The sequence below is a fragment of the Mycobacterium sp. DL592 genome (genome assembly GCF_011694515.1).
Classification (GTDB): Bacteria; Actinomycetota; Actinomycetes; order Mycobacteriales; family Mycobacteriaceae; genus Mycobacterium.
In genome coordinates, this window is record NZ_CP050192.1 from 3,841,097 (window position 1) to 3,862,022 (window position 20,926).

The 20,926-nt window shown below is 68.2% G+C and carries 14 protein-coding genes; 7 read left to right on the forward strand and 7 right to left on the reverse strand.

The features are described 5' to 3' along the window. Positions 1–11 precede the first annotated feature (11 nt). From HBE64_RS18530 to HBE64_RS18540, 3 genes are all read left to right on the forward strand, one after another. Positions 12–1,271, forward strand: a complete 1,260-nt coding sequence (locus HBE64_RS18530; RefSeq protein ID WP_167105388.1) for a cytochrome P450 — start codon at positions 12–14, stop codon at positions 1,269–1,271. A gap of 85 nt (positions 1,272–1,356) precedes the next feature. Beyond that, entirely contained in the window at positions 1,357–3,960 is a 2,604-nt protein-coding gene (locus HBE64_RS18535; RefSeq protein WP_167105391.1) for a LuxR family transcriptional regulator, read from the forward strand. Between the two features lie 60 nt (positions 3,961–4,020). Beyond that, on the forward strand, positions 4,021–4,611 hold the full coding sequence (locus HBE64_RS18540; RefSeq protein ID WP_167105394.1) for a hypothetical protein: 591 nt from the start codon (positions 4,021–4,023) through the stop codon (positions 4,609–4,611). Between the two features lie 123 nt (positions 4,612–4,734). Here the strand turns inward: HBE64_RS18540 and HBE64_RS18545 are convergent, their stop codons facing one another. Next, a complete protein-coding gene (locus tag HBE64_RS18545; RefSeq protein ID WP_371744008.1) occupies positions 4,735–7,782 on the reverse strand; it encodes an AAA family ATPase in 3,048 nt (1,015 codons plus the stop codon). A 240-nt stretch (positions 7,783–8,022) separates the two neighbouring features. Between HBE64_RS18545 and HBE64_RS18550 the strand changes: the two genes are divergently transcribed. Next, on the forward strand, positions 8,023–12,585 hold the full coding sequence (locus tag HBE64_RS18550) for an ATP-dependent helicase (RefSeq protein ID WP_167109400.1): 4,563 nt from the start codon (positions 8,023–8,025) through the stop codon (positions 12,583–12,585). Between the two features lie 11 nt (positions 12,586–12,596). Here the strand turns inward: HBE64_RS18550 and HBE64_RS25040 are convergent, their stop codons facing one another. Further along, entirely contained in the window at positions 12,597–13,091 is a 495-nt protein-coding gene (locus HBE64_RS25040) for a DinB family protein (RefSeq protein WP_371744009.1), read from the reverse strand. 132 nt (positions 13,092–13,223) lie between these two features. Here HBE64_RS25040 and HBE64_RS18560 point away from each other — a divergent pair, with 132 nt between their 5' ends. Continuing rightward, positions 13,224–14,627, forward strand: a complete 1,404-nt coding sequence (locus HBE64_RS18560; RefSeq protein WP_167105397.1) for an HNH endonuclease signature motif containing protein — start codon at positions 13,224–13,226, stop codon at positions 14,625–14,627. Positions 14,628–14,636: 9 nt separating this feature from the next. Then, complete coding sequence (gene nei2, locus HBE64_RS18565; protein ID WP_167105400.1) at positions 14,637–15,410, forward strand: endonuclease VIII Nei2; 774 nt, start codon at positions 14,637–14,639, stop codon at positions 15,408–15,410. On the opposite strand, the gene HBE64_RS18570 is transcribed toward nei2, so the two are convergent. The 3 genes from HBE64_RS18570 to HBE64_RS18580 form a co-directional block, all read right to left on the reverse strand. Further along, on the reverse strand, positions 15,379–15,924 hold the full coding sequence (locus HBE64_RS18570; RefSeq protein ID WP_167105403.1) for a DUF1269 domain-containing protein: 546 nt from the start codon (positions 15,922–15,924) through the stop codon (positions 15,379–15,381). The two genes, nei2 and HBE64_RS18570, sit on opposite strands and share 32 nt — an antisense overlap. 72 nt (positions 15,925–15,996) lie before the next feature. Then, positions 15,997–16,377 carry a DUF1330 domain-containing protein gene (locus tag HBE64_RS18575; protein WP_167105406.1) on the reverse strand — a complete coding sequence of 127 codons (381 nt, stop codon included), beginning with the start codon at positions 16,375–16,377 and terminating at the stop codon, positions 15,997–15,999. A 1-nt stretch (position 16,378) separates the two neighbouring features. Beyond that, positions 16,379–17,251: an alpha/beta fold hydrolase gene (locus HBE64_RS18580; RefSeq protein ID WP_167105409.1), complete on the reverse strand. Its 873-nt coding sequence runs from the start codon at positions 17,249–17,251 to the stop codon at positions 16,379–16,381. 70 nt (positions 17,252–17,321) lie between these two features. Here HBE64_RS18580 and HBE64_RS18585 point away from each other — a divergent pair, with 70 nt between their 5' ends. Next, positions 17,322–18,335, forward strand: a complete 1,014-nt coding sequence (locus HBE64_RS18585; RefSeq protein WP_167105413.1) for an AraC family transcriptional regulator — start codon at positions 17,322–17,324, stop codon at positions 18,333–18,335. Here the strand turns inward: HBE64_RS18585 and HBE64_RS18590 are convergent. After that, a complete protein-coding gene (locus HBE64_RS18590; RefSeq protein ID WP_167105415.1) occupies positions 18,321–19,178 on the reverse strand; it encodes a pseudouridine synthase in 858 nt (285 codons plus the stop codon). The two genes, HBE64_RS18585 and HBE64_RS18590, sit on opposite strands and share 15 nt — an antisense overlap. Beyond that, entirely contained in the window at positions 19,175–20,920 is a 1,746-nt protein-coding gene (locus HBE64_RS18595; protein WP_167105418.1) for a glycerol-3-phosphate dehydrogenase/oxidase, read from the reverse strand. Before HBE64_RS18595 ends, HBE64_RS18590 begins: the two co-directional genes overlap by 4 nt. Positions 20,921–20,926 lie beyond the last annotated feature (6 nt).

Below are 20,926 nucleotides of genomic sequence, written 5' to 3' on the forward strand. Positions count from 1 at the left end.
AGACGCACGTCATGGATGCCGCAACCGCCTGGTCCGAGGCGATGAAGTTCGAGAACCGCCCGAATCCGTACCCCTATTTCGAGGAGCTGCGCAAGACGCCGGTGGCCAAGGTGTCGGAGAAGACCTACGTGGTGACGGGCTACCCGGAAGCGGTTGCGCTGTCGCATGATCCGCGGATCAGCTCCGATATCAGCCGCAGCCCGTCAGGTTTGTTCGGCGAGAAGCAGACCCACCTCGAACCGGTAGAGTCGGCCCAGGCGCGGGACTCCAGCATGCTGGTCTCCGACCCGCCCGAGCACGACCGGATGCGCAGACAGTTCATGCGCCACTTCGGCCCGCCACACTCCCCAGGCCTCATCCCCAGCATGGAGGGAATGGTCGCCGATCTGGCGAACAGCCTGCTGGACAAGGTGAAAGCGCGCGGCGGGACCCGGATGGATGTGGTGGAGGACTTCTCCTACCCGATCCCGGTGTCGGTGATCTTCCGGGTGCTGGGCGCACCGATCGAGGACGAGCCGAAGTTCCACAGCTGGGTTACCGATTTCATGCAGGGCGCCGACGTGGGTCCCGAGGCGCACACCGAGGAGGGCAAGGCCGCGGCGGCCAAAGCCGTCTCCAGCATGGTCGAGTTGGGTTCCTACGTCCACGATCTCGTGGAGCGCCTGAGCCGTGAACCGGCGCCGGGTCTGCTGTCGGCGGCGCTGCACGACGACGGTCCCGACGGCCCGGTGTCGAAGGAAGCCGCCGAATCCAACGCGCTGCTGTTGCTGGTGGCCGGCCACGACTCGACGGTGAACACCATCACGAACTGTGTGATGACGTTGCTGCGCAACCGGGGTTCGTGGGACCTGGTGCGCGACAATCCCGATCTGGTTCCGCGCACCATCGAGGAGGTGCAGCGGTTGCAGGGCGCCGTTCAGTTCTTCCCGAGCCGCTGGGCCACCGCCGACATCGAGATCGGTGGGACGCGGATTCCGGCCGGATCGGCGGTGTTCCTGGTGTGGGCGGCCGCCAACCGAGATCCCCGCAAGTTCGAGAACCCCGACCGGTTCGACCCGTTGCGCGAGGGCAATGAGCACCTCGGCTTCGGCAGCGGCATCCACACCTGCTTCGGCGGTCCGCTGGCCAGGCTGGAGATCAACGTCGCGCTGGAGATCTTCCTGCGCCGCGTGCGATCGCCACGACTGGTCGTCGACCCGCCGCCGTACCGACAGAACCAGGTGTTCCGCGGGCCCCGGCACCTGTGGGTGGACTTCACGTCGATCGACTGAGGCAATGCAGTAGTCGGTTACTGCATTCGCCAGCGAACCGACGCAATCAGGAGCGCTCACCAGCACCACGGGATACCGTTCTGACGTGCGCTTGTCGTGGCCGCTGACCGGTCGCAGCGGGCAGATGCAGACGATCGAGTCCGCCCTCGCGGCGCCGGATGTGGCCGGCGTCGTCATCTGCGGTGGAGCCGGAGTCGGCAAGAGCAGGATCGCGCGCGAAGTACTCGCCGCGGCGGAATCGTCCCGGCGTCAGGGCAAATGGGCCGTCGGCGCGTCATCGGCCCGCCAGATTCCGCTCGGTGCTTTCACCGCCTGGACCCAGCCAGCCGTGACCGACACCGTTCACCTGGTGCGCGGGGTGATCGAATCCCTGTCCACCGCACCTGCGGGGCAGGGCGTCGTCCTGGCCGTCGACGATGCACACCTGCTGGATGACCTGTCCACGTTCGTCGTCCACCAGCTTGTACACCGACGCTCCGTCAAGGTAATCCTGACCATCCGGGATGACGAACCTGTTTCGCCGGCGCTCCAGGAGATCTGGAAACTCGGCCGGTTCGAGTGGCTCGACCTCAAGCCGCTGTCACAGGACCAGACCGTTGCCCTGCTGACCGAAGCGCTCGGCGGAAGCATCGATATGCTTGCCGCTGAACGCCTTTGGCGACTCACCGACGGAAATGCGCTGTATCTTCGCAACATCGTCGAGCAGGAGGTCACCGACGGTCGCCTGGTGAAGGGGCGCAACGGGTGGCAATGGACCGGGGATCCGGTGCTCCCGCCTGATCTGGTCGGCCTGGTCGAGGCGCGGATGGGCACGCTCGCAGACACCCTCGGCGATGTGATCGACGTGCTGGCTGTGGCCGAGCCCCTGGAGCTGGCGATACTGGCCCGTTTGACCGATCCGGCCGCCATCGAAGAGGCCGAGACCCGCAACCTGGTGACCATGGAGGGCCCCGGCAGCGTGCGAGTCCGGGTGGCCCATCCGCTCTACGCGGAGGTGCGGCGCAGACGGTCGCCACACACCCGCTTGCGTCGGCTCCGCGGACTGGTCGCCGCAGAATGGGCCGCCGCCAAGAACTCCGACGAGATTCAGATGGTGGTGCGGCGTGCGGCACTGAGCATCGACTCCGATCTGGAACCCGACGCCGACCTGTTGGTGAAGGCGGCCCACGGGGCGGTGTGGCTGGCAGACCTTCAACTCGCCGAACGCCTTGCGTCCGCGGCGATCGACTCCGGCGCCGGTGCGGAGCCGAGTTTGATTCGGGCACATGCACTGTCGTGGCTCGGCCAGGGCGAGGAAGCCGAGTCGGTGCTCGATACCCTCGCGGGCCGGGATCTCGGTGACACCGTCCGCGCCCGGCTGGCATTTCTGCGCGCCAGCAACATGCTCTGGGCGCTCGGCAGGCCGGAACGCGCCAGAGAGATCATCGATCAGGCTTCGGATGTCGCCTCGCCGCAGGGCCGCAACTACATCGACGCGTTCCTCACGGTGTTCCACTTCGCCATGGATCAACCCTCTGCGGCCTCACAGGTCTCGGCAGCGCTTGCCGTGCAGGACCTTCCGCCTGTCGTCGGAGCCGAGGTGGCGTGGGCCCTGGCCACGATGGCCGCGGACGCGGGGCGCACCGGCGACGCCGTGTCCGTCGCCGAGGCGGGATACCGCGCTGCCGAGCGCTCGTTCGATGCTCCGCACATGCGGTTCAACATCGCCGACGCCCATGTGAGTGCGCTTGCGCTGGCCGGGCGGCTGCCGGAGGCCCTCGATGTGGCCGATCGGGTCCGTTGCCAGGCCGCCGATCTGCCGGGTGACGCCCAGCTGCTCGGGCCCGCGGTAGCCGGCCGCGCAGCCCTGGCTGCAGGGCGCCTCGATTCCGCGGCCGGGCTTCTCCACGACGCGGTGCTGGGTCTGCAAGCCACCCACTCGTCGGGCTGGGGTTATCGCTATCGCATCCCACTGGCTACCGCGCTGGCTATGCGCGGTACCGTCGCGGACGCTGCCCGCGCGCTGGATCACCAGCGGCGGCCCTTCAGGTCACTGGACTACGAGCACAGTCTGGCCACGGCATGGGTCACCGCCAACGAGGGTTCGGTACGCCAGGCGATCACCACGCTTCTCGGTGCTGCCGAACGGGCCCGCGTCAACGGCCAGCTCGCGGCCGAGGTCCTCTGCCTGCAGACCGCGACTCAGTTCGGGTGCCGCACCTGTGCGGCCCGCTTGACCGAGCTGGCCACGGAGGTGGACGGGCCACGCGCCCAGGTGGCCGCGCGCTTCGCAGCAGCACTCCATGACGGGCGCGCGGCCGAGTTGTGCCGAATATCAGAGGATTTCGAACGGATCGGTGACCTGGTGGCCGCCGTCGACGCCGCGGCGCATGCCGCGCTGGCCTACCGCCGTCAGGACAAGCGTGGCTCGGCCCTGACCTGTTCGACTCGAGCGACCGCGTTGGCGCGGCGATGCGGCGCAGCGGTCACCCCGGCGCTGAGCCAAGCCGCCGAGCCGGTGCCGTTCACCCCTCGCGAGCGCGAGATCGTGATGCTGATCCGTCAGCGGATGTCCAACCCGGAGATTGCTGAGCGGCTGACGCTGTCGCCGCGCACCGTCGAGAGCCACATCTACCGGGCAATGGCCAAGACCGGCACGTCGACTCGCGAAGAGCTGGCAGCACTGCTGGACGACGGCCAGGGTCGGTGAGCAAGACTGCAGTGCTTCGCTACTGACTCGTCGGGGCATCGTCGGCGTCAGGCTTCGACGATGATTACTGCACCAACGCCTGTGTCGGCCCCTCGGCGTCACCTCAGCGCTGCGATCACATTGGCCGGCGCCGGCATCCTCACCGCACACCTGGTTATCGCTTCGCCGGAGTATCCCGAGCCGAGAAGCATCCCCCAGCAGGTCCAGCTGTCCGCCTTCAGCATGTCGTCGGCGGCGCTGGTGCGGCCCGCCATGAGCACGCGGGTCGAATCCACCGGGATCGCCACCCGGACCACCGCTCTGGCGAGCCGGTCGGCGACGGCCGCCAACACCATCGATGACATCGGGAACACGATCAAGCAGCTCTTCGTCGGAGCGGCCGGAGTAGTTGTAGGAGCTCTGTTCCTCGGATTCCTCGCAGTCACCTGGTTCCTTTCAGCGCTGCAAAGCCTGACCCGCCCACAGCCCGCCAGCCCCACCACATCGGCGTCGGCAGCAGCAGCGGCCGCATCGGGTCAGCGCGTGAATGCGCCTCAGCACCGCCGTGAGCGCAGCCACGCCGCCACGGCCACCCGTGCCGCACGGGCACCCATCGCTGCACATTCCACCGGGCGCAGCGCGCGTCGCCACGCCGACGATGCCAAGGGATGACGGGAGCGCTGCCGCGGCCACGTCGATCGGCGACAGGATGGCCAGCGAGTTGGCCGCCGCTCGCAACGCCCAGGAGCAGCCCTGCGCCGACGAGTCAGAATCCGTCGACGAACACGGAGCAGCTCACTCGTGACTCCCGATCGCTGCGGCCATGCCTGCCGCCCACTCCCGATGTCCTTCGTAGCCAAGCGATCCGGCCAGGTCCAGGTAGTCGGCCGAGAGATCACGGTAGCCGGCATCATCCCCATGGGCAGCCGCGAGCAGCGCTCTCAACCGCAGCAGCGTGATCCGGACAATCCCCGCAGGCTCCAACTCGGCCAGCTGCGCAATGAGAGTCTCCGACTCCAGCAGGTCGGCGTCGCTGCCCCGCTCCATCAGAGTCTCCGCCAGAATCGCTGTGCAGCAGACGATCCAGCCGATCCGGTGCGCTTCGCGAAGCTCGTTCACGGCGTTGCGCATCTGGTTGATCGCGGCATCACGGTCACCGAGCCTGGCGTATTCCCTGGCCGCACAGACAGTGGCCAACGGAACCAGAGAGGGCGACCTTTCGGGTAGCCACTTGTCACGTGCCTGGACCATGAGCCCCAGCCCCCGGGCACGGTCCGCGTCACCGGTAGCGTGCAAAAGCGCCACTGCGAGACCGAATTTCGATCCGATCACGGAGAAGTCGTTGCTCGCAGCCTCAGCCTCCTGCGCTGCCTGCTCGATGATGCGGATGGCAGCGTCATCGGCTCTCAGGACGCCATACAGCAGCGCGCCGTACGCCCACACTGTAACCAGCGCGAAGGCCGACGGTCCGGCGCGCCGGGCCATGGCCACGGCGTCCTCGAGGTCCTGTCGCCACCGGGGTCGACCGAGCCACCATCCGGCAAGGCCGCGAAAGACGAGCGAGATCGCAAGGGGGGAAACGATTCCGAAGACCGATCCCAGTGTCGGGTTGCCATCGGCGAGCTCGACGAGCCGATCTGACCAGGTGGCGATCGCATCGATGTCCCCGCTGTTGAACCAGTTGGCGAAGGCCACGAAGGCCAAGCCAAGTGTCAACGCGGGGTCACCGATCGAGTCCAGGAGCTCCATCTGTTCTGACGCCAGCCGTGACCCCTCGCCGGGGCGCCCCGCGTAGAGCAGCTCGGAAGCCAGCCCCGTCATGCCGATGGCCAGCGACACTCTGTCGCCGGCCGCGGTGCACAACGTCCGCAGCTCCTCGAAACGACCCCAGCTGTCCTGCACGACCTCGGCCTGCCAGTCGGTGACACACAGCATGGTCCGCGGAGCGATGCGCATCGCGAGTTGCCCGTCACCGTCGGGAATTCGGTCGGCAATCCGGCACGCCCGCTCCCAGTTCACGCGGGCCGCGCCGACATCCCTATTGATCGACCACGCGGCGGCGCGCATGTTCCAGCCGTAGGCCGCGTGCAGATCGCCTGCGGCATAGAGATGTTCGGCGATCAAGGCGGCGTTCTCGTCCGCCGACTCCGGCGCACGCGCTTGTATGACGGCTGCCAGCCTGCGATGCCACTCTGAGCGAGCCGATTTCAGCTGTGACTCGTAGGCGACTGCTTTGATCAGGGGATGGCGGAAGTCGTACTCGGGGGTCGGCGTGAGCCGCACCTGGTCGATGAGTTCAACCCGGAGTAACTCGTCGAAGGCCGGTTCGATCCCCAAGGTGATCAGGATGTCCGGCCCGAACCGCGCCCCGATCACCGCTGCCGCATGCAGCGTTCGCTTCGCCGGCTCGCTGAGCCGGTCCACGCGTGCGGTGATCGCGGCCTGAATGGTGGCCGGAACGCTCAGCTCACCGACATCGGTGGCACAAACATAGGCTCCGCGTTCCCCGGTCAGCACACCCCGCTGCACCAGTTCCCGCACTATCTCCTCGGTGAAGAACGGATTTCCCGCCGCCCGCGCTCCGATGATCCGGCCCAGATCCGCGACCGACGGATCAGTGCCCAGCAGCGCGACGATCAACGCCTGCGTATCCGAATCGGCAAGGGGCAACAGGACGACCGCCTGCGCGCCGGGAATCCGGGCCAACGCGCCGTCGTAGTCCGGGCGATACGTGATCAGCACCAGCGCAGGCGTCCGTGCGATAACCGCAAGGAAGTCGGCCATCATCGACTCGCTGACCGGGTCGATCCAGTGCGCGTCCTCGATCACCAGCAGGACGGGCGTGGTGCGGCTCAGCGACGCGGAGTTGACCAGCGTGGTGAACCGGCGCCGCCTGGCGTCCGGATCGATCTGCGGCAGCGGCTCGCCGGGGTCGGCGATGCCGAGCAGGTCGTCGAACAACAGCAGGTCGACGGGGTCGGCGTGCGGAAGCGCCGCGCGGACCCGGTCCCTGGCTGCTTGGCCTTCGAGGTCGGCCGCTCCGGTGGCGGCCCGCAACAGCTGGGCCACCGCGTGAAAGGGCACTTCGGCGGTGTGCGACTCGCAGAAGGTCCACCTCACCTCAATCCCACGGCGGGCCGCCAATGCCGCGGCTTCGCGGGCCAGCCGGGATTTTCCGATCCCGGGCGGACCGGCAATCCGCACCACCCCGCCCTGGCCGCCGACCGCCCTGTCCATCTGCGCGTCGAGTGCCGCCATCTCCCGATGCCGACCGACCAGACTCACCTCGGCGCGTTCGGCCAGCGACTGGCGAATCGCCAGGAGGCGGCGGGCGCGCACGGGTTCGTCAGATCCCTTGACGTGCAGCCATTGGAAGTCCGACAGCTCGGTGCGATGTTCGACGAGCCGCGCGGTGTAGTCGGACAGCAGCACGCCACCGGCAGGGGCGACGGATTCGATCCGCTGTGCGAATCCCACCGTCTCCCCGGTGGCGGCGTAACCGAGGACCCCGGAACCGATCCGGCCCGCGATGACCTGCCCGGAGTTCAGACCGACCCGGACGCTGACGTCGACGCCGTCGCGGCGCTGGACCTCCGCCGCGAGCCGGCGCGCCTCGTCCTGCATGTCCAGGGCCGCCATGCAGGCCCGAAGGGCGTGGTCCTCCAGCGCCACGGGGGCACCGAACAACGCCATGACACCGTCGCCGTTGTACTCCACCGTCCCGCCGTAGCGGCGGGCCACGGCCGCCGTGCGTTCCAGCAGTTCGGTCATGACTTCGCGGAGTCGCTCGATGTCCAGGGCTGCCGCGATGGCCATCGAGCGCACCACATCTGCGAACAGCACCGTCACCTGCTTGTACTCCGAGGCTCCCGGCGACTCCGTGACAGGTGATCCGCATTGCTCGCAGAATCGGGCGCCCTCGTGTGTTCTGGCCCCACACGACGAGCACATCGCGCTCCTCGACGTCACCGCACCCCCGGCCCCTACCAACCCGTCACGTCAGGGTAGGGCCCGGCAGCGGTCCATGCACCCGACTTTGTCGGTACGACCTGGCAGTCTGGTGAGGTGAGTCCCGCCGACCTGATGTCCCGGTTCAGTCCGCTGACCCGGAATTGGTTCGCGGGCACGTTCGTCGAGCCCACCCCGGCCCAGGCCCTGGCGTGGTCGGCGATCGCCGACGGGGACAACACCCTGGTCATCGCACCGACCGGGTCGGGCAAGACGCTCGCGGCCTTCCTGTGGGCGATCGACCGGCTGGCTCACGAGCCGGCCGCCGACACCGGCGGGCAGGAGCGTAGCGACCGGGGGATTAGAAGAAGCACCCGAGTGCTCTACGTCTCGCCGCTGAAGGCTCTGGCGGTCGACGTCGAACGCAATCTGCGCACTCCCCTCACCGGGATCACCCGCATCGCCGAACGCGAGGGGGTGCCGGCCCCGCAGATCAGTGTCGGGGTGCGCTCCGGTGACACCCCGCCTGCCGAGCGCCGCGGGCTGATCACCCGGCCGCCGGACATCTTGATCACCACACCGGAGTCGCTGTTCTTGATGCTGACCTCGGCGGCGCGCGAAACCCTCACCGGTGTGCAGACGGTGATCGTCGACGAGGTGCACGCGGTGGCCGGCACCAAACGCGGCGCCCACCTGGCGCTGTCACTGGAACGCCTCGACGCGCTGCTACAGAAGCCGGCGCAGCGCATCGGCCTGTCGGCCACGGTCCGCCCGCCAGAAGAGGTGGCCCGGTTCCTCTCCGGTGCCCGCCCGACAACGATCGTGGCGCCGCCGGCGGCGAAGACGTTCGAGCTCACCGTGCAGGTGCCTGTCCCCGATATGGCCAATCTGGAGAACAACACCATCTGGCCCGATGTCGAGGCGCGCATCGTCGACCTCATCGAGGCGCACAACTCGACGATCGTATTCGCTAACTCCCGCCGTCTCGCCGAGCGACTCACGTCCCGTATCAACGAGATTCACGCCGAACGCTCCGGCATCGAACTGGCGGGTCCACCCAACCGGGCAGTGCCAGGCGGGCCGCCGGCCCATGTGATGGCCAGTGGGCAGACCTTCGGTGCCGACCCGCTGCTGGCCCGGGCGCATCACGGCTCGGTGTCCAAGGAGCAGCGCGCCGCCGTCGAGGACGACCTGAAGACCGGGCGGCTGAAGGCCGTGGTAGCGACGTCCAGCCTGGAACTCGGAATCGACATGGGCGCAGTCGATCTGGTGATCCAGGTGGAGGCGCCGCCCTCGGTGGCCAGTGGACTCCAACGTATCGGCCGAGCAGGCCACCAGGTCGGAGAGATCTCCCGCGGTGTGCTGTTCCCGAAGCATCGCACCGATCTGATCGGCTGCGCAGTCAGCGTACAGCGGATGCTCGCCGGGCAGATCGAGACCATGCGGGTGCCCACCAATCCGCTCGACATCCTGGCCCAGCACACGGTGGCTGCCTGCGCGCTGGAGCCGATCAGCGCCGACGAATGGTTCGACGTGGTACGCCGCAGTGCGCCGTTCGCGACGTTGCCGCGCAGCGCCTTCGAGGCGACGCTGGATCTGCTGTCGGGCAAGTATCCGTCGACTGATTTCGCCGAGCTGCGCCCGCGGCTGGTCTACGACCGGGACAGCGGCACGCTGACCGCCCGCCCCGGCGCGCAGCGATTGGCCGTGACGTCCGGCGGAGCGATACCCGACCGCGGCATGTTCACGGTCTATCTGGCCACCGATTCCGAAAAGCCCTCCCGGGTAGGCGAACTCGACGAAGAGATGGTGTATGAGTCGCGCCCTGGTGACGTCATCTCGCTGGGCGCCACCAGCTGGCGCATCGCCGAGATCACCCATGACCGGGTGCTGGTGATCCCCGCACCGGGGCAGCCCGCCCGGCTGCCGTTCTGGCGCGGCGACGACGCGGGGCGCCCCGCCGAACTGGGCCAGGCGGTGGGCCGATTCACCGGCGAGCTGGCCGGGCTGGACCGGGAGAGCTTCGAAAGCCGCTGCGCCGATTTGAGTTTCGCCGACTATGCCACCGACAACCTGTGGCAGCTGCTCGACGACCAGCGCACCGCCACCAAGATCGTGCCCAGCGACACCACACTGCTGGTGGAGCGTTTCCGCGACGAGCTGGGCGACTGGCGGGTGATCCTGCACTCGCCCTACGGCCTCAAGGTGCACGGCCCGCTGGCGCTGGCAGTCAGCCGCCGCCTGCTGGAGCGCTACGGCATCGACGAGAAGCCGACCGCCTCGGATGACGGGATAATCGTCAGGCTGCCCGACACTGTGGCCGATTCGGGGGACAGCCCACCGGGGGCTGACCTCTTCGTCTTCGAACCCGACGAGATCGAACCGCTGGTGACCACTGAGGTCGGTGGCTCGGCGTTGTTCGCCTCCCGGTTCCGCGAATGCGCCGCCCGCGCCCTGCTGCTACCCAAACGCCACCCCGGCAAACGGTCGCCATTGTGGCACCAGCGACAGCGTGCGGCCCAATTGCTGGACGTGGCAAGGAAATACCCCGACTTCCCCATCGTTTTGGAAACGGTGCGGGAATGCCTGCAGGACGTCTACGACGTTCCGACGCTGACCGATCTCATGAGCCGGATCGCACAGCGGCGGGTACGGCTGGTCGAAGTCGAGACGCCCACCCCGTCACCGTTCGCCGCCTCGTTGCTGTTCGGCTACGTCGGGGCGTTCATGTACGAGGGCGACAGCCCCCTGGCCGAGCGCCGGGCCGCCGCCCTGTCGCTGGACAGCTCACTGCTGGCTGAACTGCTGGGCCGTGTGGAGCTACGCGAACTGCTCGACCCGGACATCATCGCGGCGACAGCTCGCCAGCTTCAGCATCTGTCCGAGGACCGCAAGGCCCGCGACGCCGAAGGTGTGGCCGACCTGCTGCGCCTGCTCGGCCCGCTGACCGAGGACGAGATCGCCGAACGTTGCACCGCGCCCGACGTCGGTGGCTGGCTGGCCGGGCTGCACACCGCGCGGCGGGTTCTGCCGGTGTCCTACGCGGGGCAGTCGTGGTGGGTGGGCATCGAGGACATCGGCCGGCTGCGCGACGCGGTGGGGGTGGCCGTTCCGGTCGGGGTGCCGGCGAGCTTCACCGAGACGGTGCCCGATCCGCTCGGCGAGCTGATGGGCCGGTTTGCCCGCACCCGGGGACCGTTCACCACCGCGGAGGCGGCGGCGCGATTCGGTTTGGGCCTTCGGGTGGCCGCCGACGTGTTGGGCCGGATGGCGTTGGACGGCAAGCTCGTTCGCGGCGAGTTTATTGCCGGGCCGGCGGCTGACCAGTGGTGTGACGCCGAGGTGCTGCGTATTCTTCGCCGCCGCTCACTTGCGGCGCTGCGTGCGCAAGTCGAGCCGGTCAGCACCAGGGCCTACGCCCGGTTCCTGCCCGCGTGGCAGCAGGTCGGCCGGTCGGCGACATCCGGCGTGGACGGCCTGGCGGCCGTGGTCGATCAGCTCGCCGGTGTGCCCATCCCGGCCTCGGCGGTGGAACCGCTGGTGTTCGGGCCGCGGGTCCGCGACTATCAGCCCGCGATGCTCGACGAGTTGCTGGCCTCCGGGGAGGTGACGTGGTCAGGTGCCGGGTCCATCTCCGGCAGCGACGGCTGGATCGCGTTCCACCACGCCGACACCGCACCGCTGACGCTGGCCGCGCCTGCCGAGATCGATTTCACCGACACCCATCGCGCCATCTTCGACGTGCTGGGTTCACCGGGTGAGGCGCGCGGGGCGTTCTTCTTCCGCCAGCTCGTGCAGGGTTCGGAAGACGTGTTCAAAGCCGCTCTGTGGGAACTGATCTGGGCGGGCTGGATCACCGGCGACACCTTCGCACCGGTGCGCGCCATGCTCGGCGGCGGCCGCAAACCGGGCAGTCGTCGACCGGCAGCACCCGCGCACCGGCAGCGTCGAGCGCCGAGGCTGAGCCGCTATTCGGTGGCCAACCCGCAGAACCGGGCTGCCGACCCGACGGTGGCCGGTCGCTGGTCGGCGCTACCCGCCAGAGAGCCGGACTCGACACTGCGGGCACACTTTTCCGCCGAGCTGCTGCTGAGCCGCTACGGCGTGCTGACCAAGGGTGCGGTGGCGACCGAGGGAGTGCCCGGCGGGTTCGCCATGCTGTATAAGGTGCTCAGCGGATTCGAGGAGGCGGGCCGCTGTCAGCGGGGGTATTTCGTCGAATCGCTCGGTGGCGCCCAGTTCGCCGTCGCGTCGACCGTGGACCGGCTGCGCACCTACCTCGACGGTGTCGACCAGGAACGCCCGGACTACCACGCCGTCGTGCTGGCCGCGGCCGACCCGGCCAACCCCTACGGGGCCGCGCTGCCCTGGCCCACCCGGACCGAGTCCGACGCCAGCCACCGGCCCGGGCGCAAAGCGGGTGCCTTGGTGGTGATCGTCGACGGCGAACTGGTGTGGTTCCTCGAGCGCGGTGGACGTTCGCTGCTGAACTTCAGCTCCGATGAGGAGGCGCAGCGTGCGGCCGCCGGGGCGCTGACCGAACTGGTGGGCAGTGGCCGGGTCGGTGGCGTTCTTGTCGAGAAGCTTGATGGGGTGCCCGTCCTGGAGGCGAGTGCGCACCCTGATCGCCGGGTCACCGCCGATGCCCTCGTGAGCGCCGGGTTCGCCCGCACTCCGCGCGGCCTGCGACTGCGGTAGGGCGCTGAGGCTCAGCGAGCAGCCAGAACGGCGACCCCTGGTCCAGCGAGGTCGGCCAGGGCGCTGGGTCGTCCGGCCATCGCCATCAGGAGTGCTTCGCCCCGACCCCACACCGGCTTCCCGCGTCCAGCCGCCCAATCGAGGTCAGTGGCGATCAGCCGAACGCCCCGCGTGGCCGAGGCGCCACGGATAAGCGGAGCCGTTCTGGCGAAGTTCAAAGCCTCCCTAAGCCGCTCGGCAGGAATAGTCCGTGGCAGGGCCAGCGGGCGACGTATGTCTTGTTGGTGGATCATGCACTCCACCAAGGTCACTCTGCCGCCGTAGCCTGACCCGATGCTCCGGGGGACTATGCCGGCACGCATGCGCTCAGCGATCTCACGCGACAGACATCCCGAATTCGCGGACAAGTCATGCGCATTGAGTCGATCAATTCGGAAACGATGACGCAGGAGTGCGACGACGAACTCAGCACAACTGCGGTCTAGATAAGCAGTCACGTGGGCCACTACGTCCCCGGCAGACCAATCCCCACACAGACTCGGCGCCTGCCATTGCGCTCACGTTCATTCCTGAAAACTGTCGCACATCAGCCGCCCGAGGCTCAGAACTTGTCACCCCCAGGTGGCATACTAGAACACATGTTCGAATCCTTCGATGAGCCCGCGCTCCTCGACACCATGCGTCACGCTCAGCGTCGCGAGCGGGTGGCCGTCGCCGAGCGAATCCTGGCTGCCGGACGGCTGGCTCAGCGTCGCATCAGCGAATCCGGCACCGACAATCGCGAGCAATGGTGCATCGACAACTGGGAAGTGGTGGCCGCCGAGGTCGGCGCCGAATTGGGGATCAGCCGCAATCGCGCCTCGTCACAAATGCAGACCGGGCTGGACCTCATCGAACGGCTACCGAAATTCGCCGCAGTCTTCGCCGCTGGTGAGGTCGAGCTTCACATCGTGCGGGCCGCGCTGCATCGTACCGGGCTGATCACAGACGACGATGCCCTCGCCAGCATCGACGACCGCATCGCGACCAACGCGCCCAAGTGGAATGCACTGTCCCGGAACAAGATCACCGAGATCATCGACTGGTTCGTTCGAGACCTCGATCCAGATGGAGTGCGCAACGAACGCCGTGCCGACGATGATCGTCACGTTGAAGTCGGACCCGGCCGTGACGGCATGTCTCAGCTCTGGGGTTCTGTGCGCGCCCCCGACGCGGCGTTGTTCAGTCGCCGGCTCGATCAGCTCGCCGCCACGGTGTGCTCCGATGACCCCCGCACCAAGCGGCAACGCCGGGCCGACGCACTGGCCGCGCTGGCGGCCGGCGCATCGACCATGGTCTGCGGCTGCGGCTCGAATGACTGCCCCGCCACCCAGACCAGCACCGCCGACACGGGACAGATCGTCATCCATCTCCTTGCCGAAGCCGAGACTGTCACCGGCAACGGCAACGCAGCCGGATTCGTCTCCGGTTTCGGTGCCGTCCCTGCAGACACGGTGCGGGCTTTGGCCGCCCGGGCTCGGCTGCGGACGGTGACCAGCAGCAAGGAGCTCAAGGCCGAGCCGAACTATCGGCCATCACCCGCCTTGGCCGAGTTCGTCCGCTGCCGCGACTTGACGTGCCGGTTCCCCGGCTGCGATCGGCTTGCCGAGGTGGCCGACATCGACCACACCGTGCCGTACCCCTTCGGTCCGACCCACCCGTCGAACCTCAAACTCCTGTGCCGGCTGCACCATCTGTTGAAGACCTTCTACGGGGGTCCCGGCGGGTGGGCTGACCAACAACTACCCGACGGCACAGTCATCTGGACATCCCCGACCGGCCGTACCTACACCACGAAACCTCATGGGGCACTGTTCTTCCCGCAACTCTCGGTACCCACCGAGGAGTTGACGCCGCCCACCACCCCGACACCCCTAAATCCGGGCCGAGGTCTCATGATGCCTACCCGCCGAAGAACCCGGACACAGGACCGGGCGGCGCGGATCCAATGGGAACGCAACCTCAACGAGGCGCGTGCGGCTGCTGATCCGCCGCCCTTCTAAGCTGGAGCAGTGCCTGAGGGCGACACCGTTTTCCGCACCGCGGCCGACCTGCGCGAGGCGCTGGTGGGTAAAACGCTGACCCGCTGTGACGTGAGGGTGCCGCAGTACGCGACCGTCAACCTTGCCGGCGACACCGTCGACGACGTACTCTCCCGGGGCAAGCACCTGTTCATCCGGGTCGGCGCAGCCAGCATCCATTCGCATCTGAAGATGGACGGCAGCTGGCGCGTCGCCCCCCGGGGCACACCGACCAGGCAGGCCTACAAGATTCGAATCCTGTTGGAGACCGGAGATATTCAGGCCGCGGGCATCGACCTGGGCGTTCTGGAGATCCTCGACCGCGAACACGATATGGACGCCGTCGCACACCTCGGCCCAGATCTGCTCGGCCCCGACTGGGACCCGAACCTCGCCGCGGCCAATCTCACCGCGGACCCTTCCCGGCCGATCGCCGCCGCCCTGCTGGATCAACGTGTCATGGCCGGGGTGGGCAACGTGTACTGCAATGAGCTGTGTTTCGTGTTCGGCCGGCTACCCACCAGCCTCGTCGGGATCTTGAATGATCCGCTGCGGCTGGTGAATCGGGCCCGAGACATGCTGTGGGTCAATCGCTCACGGGTGAATCGCACCACCACCGGCAACCGCAGAACCGGTCAGGAGTTGTGGGTGTACGGCCGCGCGGGGCAACCATGCCGACGCTGTGGAACACGCATCGAACGTGCGGAGTCCGCTGACGCCACCGGCGAGCGGGTTACGTACTGGTGTCCGTCGTGCCAACGCTGATCGGGTGGCCGATCTCCGCCATCACCTTGGCCACCTCGTCCTCGAGCGAGTTGACCGTCGACTTGTCCATCCGCAAGGCCGTGGTCTTGGCCGCGCGATACAACGTCTTCTCCACCGGTTCCCGACCGTTCGGGTAGACCACGGCGAGCACCACACCGGTGCTGGCCTCCAGCGCCTCGCCGATCTCGTGGCGCAGGCCGATACGCAGTTCGTGCTCGGCGAAGGATGCGACGAGCACGCCGGCCGCCCCGCCGAGCAGAACGCCCAGCCCGACCGGCGGGATGAAGACGCCCAGCAGGAAACCCAGGCCGGCGCCGATCCCCGCACCGACCCGCCCGTGCCGGTTGTGTGCCTCGACGACGTGGGGCTGGCCGTCCTCGTCCTTGGTGACCAGAACCGCGGCGCGCAACTCCATGCCGTGCTTGATCCGCTTCTCCAACTCGTGGAAATCGGTTGTCGCACGGTCGAGATCGCCGTAAGCGGCTACCAGGATCAGCTCATGGTCGTCATCCATGGGTCCATAGTGACCCAGGTCACGTCACCGCGATAGGGGCCTAAAGCCACCCCGGCGAGGGCATTGCGGCCCTCAGCCGAGCATCCACTGCGATGTCGCCACCAGGTCGCCCTGCACCAGCGCGGCGGCGCGATGCTCGTGCACCTTCTGGTAGCCCGGGTCGAGCACCATGTCGACGAAGGCCTGCGGCGACGGGTACTCGACCACCAGGATCGCATCCCACCACGGCCGCTCGCCGTCGCCGATGACATTGTGCGGAGTGGTGCCCGCGTAGCGAACGACACCGCCGACCCGCTCCAGGTGCGGCACCACCTCGCGGGAGTAGGTCAGGTAGTGCGCCAAGCCGTCGCCCTCGTGGAACTTCAGCAGGTTGATCATCACCACCGGCGCATCCGCGGGCAGGTTGGCGAACGCCTTGAGGTTCACCGGACGGTCGTCGACAGCATTGGACATTTCAATCTCCTTGAGCGGGTTGATTATTGACAGAAAGCGATGCGCCGATCCGCTGCCGCAGGAAGGGCAGCACGTGCGCGGCGACCCGATCGGTCTGTTCCAGCCACGCCCAGTGGCCGACGCCGGGCAGGATGTTGACCTGCACCCGCGGGAAGGCCTGGACCTGGCGATGCGCCTGCTCGACCGGCAGGTAAGAGTCGGCGTCGCCCCACACCACCAGGGCGTCATGGTCGTGTGCGCGCAGTCGTGGCGCCAAAGCCGCGACGTCGTCGACTCGGGTGGAGCGGTAGAGCTTGAGCACCGCGCGTTTGGTCTCGGCCGGCACCAGGTGCCGGGCGATGGTGTCGACCCACTCCCGCGACAGGCCACGGTTGTCCCGGCCCAGCACGGCCCGGGCCACACCGAGCGTGGTCCGTCGCATCATCAGCTCGCCGAGCAGCGGTGTGCGCCAGATGCGCGCCATCCGGTGCCAGCGGTAGCCGATCATCACGCCGGTGTTGATCAGCGTGATGCTGCCGACCTGCTCGGGATGGTCCGCCGCCCAGGTCACCGCGAACGGGCCGCCGAAATCGTGGGCCACCAGGTGCACGCGCTCGATACCGAGCTGACGGATCAGGCTGTCGAGGAACCTCGCGTACCCGGCCACGGTGTAATCCCCGTCGGCGCGGGCGTCGGCGGCACCGAAACCCGGCAGATCGGGAGCGACGACGGTGGCGAACTCGGCGACGCGCGCCATCAACGGCATCCAGTCGGCGCCCGCATCGGGGTTGCCGTGCACGAACAACACCGCCTTACGAGGTGCGCCGTGGCCGCCGATGTGGACCGACGTGGTGAGACCGTCGACGGTGATTCGCCGGGTTGTGATCGACGTCATGGCGCCATGGTCCCGCACCCCGACCGCTGGAGCCTTGACATTCGGCGACCAAAACTTGACATTTGAGGACATGTCGATCGTGCGCGGCACATCGCTGTCGAACTATCCGCACCTCGTCAGCCAACTCGGCGGTGACCCGGCCGCGCTGCTGACCGCGGCCGGGATAGACCCGTCCGCCGTCGGATGCCACGACGTGTTCGTCCCGCTGCCGCGGGTCGCGGTGGCCATCGAGTCGGCCGCCGCCGCGACGAACACTCCCGGCTTCGGCCGCCGGCTGGCGCAGTTGCAGGGCATCGAGATCCTCGGCCCGGTCGGCGTGGCCGCCCGCACCGCGGCCACCGTCGCCGACGCGTTGCGCATCTTCGAGAACTTCCTGTCCGCCTACAGCCCGGCGATCAGCCTGCGCACCACAACGCTCGACGACCCGGAATGCACCTTCATCGAGTACCTGATGATCGGCCGCGACCTGCCCCTGCACCCGCAGGGCAATGAACTGTCGCTGGGCGTCACACTCCGGGTGCTGCGATTCCTGCTCGGCGACCGATACTCCCCGCTGTCGGTGCACATCCCGCACGAACCGCTGACCGCGGTCGACGACTACTGGGACTATTTCGGCTGCCGCCCGGTATTCGACCAGCACACAACAGGTTTCAGGATGGGTTTCACGATCCGCACCGCCGACCTGACCCGCCCGCTGCGGCCCGACAAACTCGCGCACGACGCGGTGGTCGGCTACCTGAGCACCATCACCACCGCCGAGCCGCGCATCGTGGCATCCGTCGCGACGCTGGTGCGCCAGCTGCTGCCCAGCGGCACCGTCACGCTCGACCTGGTTGCCGAACAACTCAACCTGCACCCCAAGGCATTACAGCGGCGACTGGCAGCCGACGACACCACCTTCGCCGCGATCGTCGACACCGTGCGCCGCGAGCTCGCTGAGCGCTACCTACGCGACACCCGAATGACGTTGGCACACTTGGCCCGAGAACTGGGCTACGCCGAGCAGAGCGTCCTCACCCGCAGTTGCCACAGATGGTTCGGCGGCGGCCCCGCCGCGTACCGTAAACAGTTACAGGACAGCTGAACTGCAGAAGCTGCGGCGCTCACCGGTGAACGGATCGTCGAACTCCAGCCGGTGTGCCAGCAGAGCCAGCGGCGCCGAGAAGTCGTCGGCGGCCACCTCGACGACCTCCGGGTAGAGCGGGTCGTTATCGATCGGAATGCCCAGCGACGCCATGTGCACCCGCAGCTGGTGCGTACGCCCGGTCCGCGGCGTGAGCCGGTAGCGTCCGTCACCGAGCGCCTCGATCAGCGTTTCGGCATTGGGCTCACCGGGTTCTTCCACGGCCTGGAAGTGGCCACGCCGCTTGATGATTCGGCTGCGCAGCAGCATAGGGAACTCGACGGTCGGCGGCACCGACGAGCGGGCCAAATAGGTCTTGCTCACCACACCCCGGGCGAACAGCGTCTGATACGCACCGCGAACCTCACGGCGGGCGGTAAACAACAGCACCCCCGCGGTGAGCCGGTCCAACCGGTGCGCCGGGCTCAGTTCAGGCAGATCGAGTTCGCGGCGCAGCCGCACCAGGGCGGTCTGCGCAACGTGTCGGCCGCGCGGCATGGTGGCCAGGAAATGCGGCTTGTCGACCACGACGATGTCGTCATCGCGGTGCAGCACCGGAATGTCGAAGGGCACCTCGACTTCGTCGGGCAGCTCCCGATAGAGGAAAACGTGCGCGCCGGCCGGCAGTGTCGCCGCCGCATCGATCAGCGTCCCATCGGCGTCGACCACTTCACCGGCGAGCACCTTGGCCCGCCCGTCCGGGCCGAATCGCCGCTCGAACTCGTCGGCCACATTGCCGCCCTGCAACCGCAGCCGCGCCGGCCCCAGACCGTCGCGCACCGGCAGTGGCGGGCGACGGCTCACACCAACGGCACCGGTTCGAGAATCTCCGCGCGGGCCTCCGGCGCGGAGGCGCGCAGCGCGTCGGCCGAGGCGTCGTCGGGCTGGGCCTGCGACAGCACCTCCGCTTCCACCCGCGCCAGATACGTCGCCACCTCGCGGGCGCAGTCGGCGTCACTCCAGCCCAGGATCGGGGCGACGATGTCGGCGACCTCGGCCGCGCAGTCCACCCCGCGGTGCGGGTACTCGATCGAGATCCGCATCCGCCGGGCCAGGATGTCCTCCAGGTGCAGCGCTCCCTCGGCGGCCGCCGCGTAAGCGGCCTCGACCTTCAGGTACACCGGGGCGTCGGTGATCGGCTCGAGCAGCTCCGGCCGGGCGACCGCGAGCGCCAGCACCTCCCCGATCAGCGAGCCGTAACGGTCCAGCAGGTGGCGCACCCGGTAGGGGTGCAGGCCGTAGCGGGCACCGACCGTCTGGGTTTGGTTGACCAGCGCGAAGTAGCCGTCGGCGCCCATCAGCGGCACCTTCTCGGTGATCGACGGCGCCACCCGGGTCGGGATGTACTCGGCTGCGGCGTCCACCGCGTCCTCGGCCATCACCCGGTAGGTGGTGTACTTACCGCCCGCGATGGCGACCAGCCCCGGTGAGGGCACCGCCACCGCATGCTCGCGGGACAGCTTCGAGGTCTCCTCGCTCTCCCCGGCCAGCAGCGGCCGAAGGCCCGCATACACCCCGTCGATGTCGTCGTGGGTGAGCGGGGTGGCCAGCACCGTGTTGACGGTGTCGAGGATGTAGTCGATGTCGACCTTGGTGGCCGCGGGGTGAGCCAGGTCGAGATTCCAGTCGGTGTCGGTGGTCCCGATGATCCAATGGGTGCCCCACGGGATGACGAACAGCACCGACTTCTCGGTGCGCAGAATGATCGCCACCTCGGAGACGATCCGGTCGCGCGGGACCACGATGTGCACGCCCTTGGAGGCGCGCACCCGGAAGCGGCCGCGTTCCTTGCTCAGCGCCTGGACTTCGTCGGTCCACACCCCGGTCGCGTTGATCACCACGTGCCCGCGCACCTCGGTGACCGCGCCGTCCTCGGAATCACGAATGGACGCCCCCACCACCCGGTCGCCCTCCCGCAGCAGCGACACCACCTGGGTGGAGGTGCGCACCACCGCGCCGTAGTGAGCGGCGGTACGAGCGACGGTCATGGTGTGACGGGCGTCGTCGACCACGGTGTCGAAATATCGGATGCCGCCGATCAGCGAGCTGCGCTTGAGTCCGGGTGCCAGCCGCAGCGCACCTGATTTGGTCAGATGCTTTTGTGCCGGAACGGATTTCGCGCCACCAAGCTGGTCGTAGAGGAAGATCCCCGCCGCGATGTATGGCCTCTCCCACACCCGCTTGGTCAACGGGAACAGGAATGGCAGGGGCTTGACCAGATGCGGCGCCAGCGTCGTCAGCGACAGCTCCCGCTCGTGCAGCGCCTCGCGCACCAGGCCGAACTCCAGCTGTTCGAGGTAGCGAAGGCCACCGTGGAACATCTTCGAACTCCGGCTGGAGGTACCGGAGGCGAAGTCACGGGCCTCGACCAGAGCCACCTTCAGCCCGCGGGTCGCGGCATCCAGGGCACAACCGGCGCCGACGACTCCGCCGCCGATGACGATGACGTCGAACTGTTCGCTACCCAGGCGTTCCCAGGCCTGTGCACGTTCCGACGGCCCGAGGGCGGTAAGGGCATTGCCCGGTCGAAGGATCGGGTCGCTCATAGCCCC

What these genes read in the sequence shown, in the direction of transcription:
- HBE64_RS18580 (WP_167105409.1), bottom strand. Translation starts at nt 17,251, where the DNA reads ATGACGTCGATCACAACCCGGCGAATCACCGTCGACGGTCTCACCACG.
- HBE64_RS18575 (WP_167105406.1), bottom strand. Translation starts at nt 16,377, where the DNA reads ATGTCCAATGCTGTCGACGACCGTCCGGTGAACCTCAAGGCGTTCGCC.
- HBE64_RS18585 (WP_167105413.1), top strand. Translation starts at nt 17,322, where the DNA reads ATGTCGATCGTGCGCGGCACATCGCTGTCGAACTATCCGCACCTCGTC.
- HBE64_RS18540 (WP_167105394.1), top strand. Translation starts at nt 4,021, where the DNA reads ATGATTACTGCACCAACGCCTGTGTCGGCCCCTCGGCGTCACCTCAGC.
- HBE64_RS18570 (WP_167105403.1), bottom strand. Translation starts at nt 15,924, where the DNA reads ATGGATGACGACCATGAGCTGATCCTGGTAGCCGCTTACGGCGATCTC.
- HBE64_RS18550 (WP_167109400.1), top strand. Translation starts at nt 8,023, where the DNA reads ATGTCCCGGTTCAGTCCGCTGACCCGGAATTGGTTCGCGGGCACGTTC.
- HBE64_RS18560 (WP_167105397.1), top strand. Translation starts at nt 13,224, where the DNA reads ATGTTCGAATCCTTCGATGAGCCCGCGCTCCTCGACACCATGCGTCAC.
- HBE64_RS18530 (WP_167105388.1), top strand. Translation starts at nt 12, where the DNA reads ATGGATGCCGCAACCGCCTGGTCCGAGGCGATGAAGTTCGAGAACCGC.
- HBE64_RS18595 (WP_167105418.1), bottom strand. Translation starts at nt 20,920, where the DNA reads ATGAGCGACCCGATCCTTCGACCGGGCAATGCCCTTACCGCCCTCGGG.